This is a genomic window from Streptomyces sp. SID10853 (assembly GCF_010548145.1).
Taxonomy (GTDB): Bacteria; Actinomycetota; Actinomycetes; order Streptomycetales; family Streptomycetaceae; genus Streptomyces.
The window spans coordinates 1-3,424 of the sequence record NZ_JAAGLN010000402.1 but is presented as its reverse complement, the minus strand read 5'-3'; the positions used below and the strand labels follow the sequence as shown (position 1 = coordinate 3,424).

Here is a 3,424-nt window from a genome sequence, read left to right as displayed (position 1 = left end):
TCCGATCTGCCTGCTGTGCGCTCTGGGTGCGCAGACGCTGGCCCGTGGGGCTCGCCGCGGCGCTCGTCCTGGTCAGCGCCTTCGCTCCGCTCAGCGCAGGCGCGGTGCTCGTCGCGCTGTTCAGCCTGGCCGTGCACCGCCCGCTCCGGCCGGTCCTCGTGCTGGGCGTGGCTGCGGTGGCCGCCGGGGGAGCGGAGGCCGCGCTGCGCCCCGACCCCACGATGTCCTGGATCAGCTCGACGCTCTACGGCGCGGTGCTGGTCCTCCTGGTGATCATCTGGGGCATGTTCGTGCGCTCCAGGCGCCGCCTCGTCGTGGTGCTGCGCGAGCGCGCCCTCCGTGCCGAGGCGGAGGCCGACCTCCGCGCCGAACAGGCCCAGCGGCTGGCCCGCGAGGCCATCGCCCGCGAGATGCACGACGTACTGGCCCACCGGCTCACCCTGCTCAGCGTCCACGCCGGCGCCCTGGAATTCCGCCCCGACGCACCCGCGCCCGAGGTCGCACGCGCCGCCGGGGTCATCCGGGACAGCGCGCACGAGGCCCTCCAGGACCTGCGCGAGATCATCGGGGTGCTCAGGACCCCGGGCGACGGCGAGGAGAACCGGCCGCAGCCCACCCTGGTGACGCTCGAAGCCCTGACCGCCGAGTCCCGGCAGGCCGGGATGTCGGTCACCCTGCACAACAAGGTCGAGGACCCCGCCACCGTCCCCGCCGCCACCGGCCGCACGGCCTACCGCATCGTCCAGGAAGGGCTCACCAACGCCCGTAAACACGCGCCGGGGGCCGCCGTCACCGTCACCGTCGCGGGCAGCCCCGGCGCCGGACTGACCGTCGAGGTACGCAATCCGCCGCCGCCCGGGGACGTGCCGAAGGTGCCGGGGTCGGGCCAGGGGCTGATCGGGCTCACCGAGCGGGCCACCCTCGCGGGCGGACGTCTGGACCACGGCGCGACGGGCGGCGGCGGCTTCCGGCTCGCCGCCTGGCTACCCTGGCCCGGGTGACCATCAGGCTTCTCGTCGTGGACGACGACCCCCTCGTACGCGCCGGGCTCGCCCTCATGCTCGGCGGCGCCGCCGGCATCGAGATCGTCGGCGAGGCGGCGGACGGCTCCGAGGTGCCCGCGCTGGTGGCCGCCGTCCACCCCGATGTGGTGCTGATGGACATCCGGATGCCGGGCGTGGACGGGCTGACGGCCACCGAACGGCTGCGGAGCGGTGCCGGTGCGCCCGAAGTCGTCCTGCTCACCACCTTCCACGCCGACGAACAGGTGCTCCGTGCGCTGCGCGCTGGCGCGGCCGGGTTCGTCCTGAAGGACACCCCGCCCGCCGAGATCGTCGCCGCGGTCCGCCGGGTGGCGGCCGGTGATCCGGTGCTCTCGCCCGCCGTCACCCGGCAGCTGATGGCCCATGCGGCGGGCGGCGCGGCCGACGACCGCGCGGTGCGGGCCCGTACCCGGCTGGGCCAACTCTCCGGCCGGGAGAGGGAGGTGGCGGTCGCCGTCGGACGCGGCGAGTCCAACGCGGCGATCGCCGGGACCCTCTATCTGAGCGTGCCCACGGTCAAGGCCCAGGTGTCACGCATCCTGGCCCGGCTCGGCCTCAACAACCGTGTCCAGATCGCGCTGCTGGTCCACGACGCGGGCTTCCTCGACGGGGACGGCGACGTACGCTGAGGCGATGACGCTGATTGATCTGCGGCAGGACACCGAAGACTTCAACGCGAATCCCTATCCGTACTACGAGAAGATGCGCGCGGCCGGCCCGGTGCACCGCATCCGCACCCAGGAGACCGACGCTGCGGGCGTCTGGCTCGTCGTCGGCCACGAAGAGGCGCGGGCCGCGCTCAACGACCCCCGGCTCATCAAGGACTCCCGGCAGATCAACGGCTGGCAGGACGAGTCGGCCGGCATCTTCACCAACATGCTGGACACCGACCCGCCCCAGCACACCCGGCTGCGCAAGCTGGTGGTACGGGAGTTCACCGCGCGCCGCGTCCAGGCGCTGCGCCCGCGTGTGCAGCAGATCACCGACGCCTGCATGGACGCGATGCTCGCGGCCCCGGAGCGTACGGCCGATCTGGTCGACTCGCTGGCCTTCCCGCTGCCGATGACCGTCATCTGCGAACTGTTCGGGGTGCCCGACCTGGACCGGGCGAGCTTCCGGGTCTGGTCCAACGAGCTGATCGGCCCGACCGGCGGCGACCGGGAGAGCGCGGCAGCGCAGGCGATGAGCGACTACCTCGTCTCGCTCATCGAGTCCAAGCGGAAGCAGCCGGGCGACGACCTGCTGAGTGCGCTGATCCGGGCGCGCGACGAGGACGGCGACCAGCTGTCCGCGCAGGAACTCGTCGGTATGGCCTTCCTGTTGCTCGTCGCCGGTCATGAGACCACCGTCAACCTGATCTCCAACGGGGTGCGCGCACTCCTCGACCACCCCGGGCAACTGGCCGCGCTGCGCGCCGACATGAGCCTGCTGGACGGCGCTGTCGAGGAAATGCTGCGCTACGACGGCCCGGTCGAGACCGCCACCTACCGCCATGCCGCGCGACCGCTGCGGATCGGCTCCGTCGACATCGCGGCGGGCGAGCCCGTGCTGGTCTCGCTCGGCTCGGCCGACCGCGACCCGGCCCGCTTCCCGGACGCCGACCGGTTCGACATCCGGCGCGCCCCGCAAGGGCACCTCGCCTTCGGGCACGGCATCCACTTCTGCCTGGGAGCACCGCTCGCCAGGATGGAGGGCCGGATCGCCGTCCGTACGCTGCTCGAACGCTGCCCCGGGCTGGCGCTCGACCAGGACGCCGGGGCGTACCAGTGGATTCCGGGACTTCTGATGCACGGGGTGCGGAAGCTGCCGGTGCGCTGGTGAGGCCGGCCCCGCGGCCCGGCGCCCGGCGAGGGCAACGACAAGGACAACGACGACGAGGGGGAGCGGCACGGTGAGCGGACTCGACCTGGAGCTGGCCCGCCGGACACTGGACGCGCAGCCGTTCAGCCGTCTCCTCAGGGCGCGTGTCACCGCGTTCGGCGACGGGGCGGCCGTCCTGGAGGTGGACGTCCGCGACGAACTGCTCCAGCAGAACGGCTTTCTGCACGGGGGAGTGCTGGCGTACGCGGCGGACAACGCGCTGACCTTCGCGGCCGGGACCACGCTGGGGGCCGCCGTGCTGACCGGTGGCTTCTCCATCCAGTACGTACGGCCCGGCGCGGGCCGTACGCTCGTCGCCCGCGCCGAAGTGGTGCACACCGGGCGCCGTCAGGCCACCGTCCGCTGCGATCTGGTCATGGTGCGCGACGACGGCGACGAGGTGCTGTGCGCGGTGGCGCAGGGGACGGTGCTCCCGGCCGCACCGTCCTGACCGGTCGCCGGCCGCGCCGCCCGCGGGGCGTACCGGTTCAGCCGGTGGCGAGCTCGTCCGCGCGGACCGG

At 73.5% G+C, this 3,424-nt stretch carries 4 protein-coding genes; all 4 read left to right on the top strand.

The genetic code is table 11. From position 1 onward, the window contains the following. A partial coding sequence (locus G3I19_RS35435) for a histidine kinase (RefSeq protein ID WP_164267794.1) occupies nt 1-1,001 on the top strand: 1,001 nt, incomplete at its 5' end. Continuing rightward, nucleotides 989-1,672, top strand: coding sequence for a response regulator transcription factor (locus G3I19_RS35430; protein WP_203601074.1), 684 nt, complete (start codon nt 989-991; stop codon nt 1,670-1,672). The genes G3I19_RS35435 and G3I19_RS35430, both read left to right, overlap by 13 nt. 4 nt (nt 1,673-1,676) lie before the next feature. Next, entirely contained in the window at nt 1,677-2,864 is a 1,188-nt protein-coding gene (locus G3I19_RS35425; RefSeq protein ID WP_164267792.1) for a cytochrome P450, read from the top strand. A 70-nt stretch (nt 2,865-2,934) separates the two neighbouring features. After that, on the top strand, nt 2,935-3,354 hold the full coding sequence (locus G3I19_RS35420; RefSeq protein WP_164267791.1) for a PaaI family thioesterase: 420 nt from the start codon (nt 2,935-2,937) through the stop codon (nt 3,352-3,354). Nucleotides 3,355-3,424 lie beyond the last annotated feature (70 nt).

Excerpts from the sequence above, each read along its gene's own strand:
- G3I19_RS35425 (WP_164267792.1), top strand. The coding sequence starts at position 1,677 with ATGACGCTGATTGATCTGCGGCAGGACACCGAAGACTTCAACGCGAAT.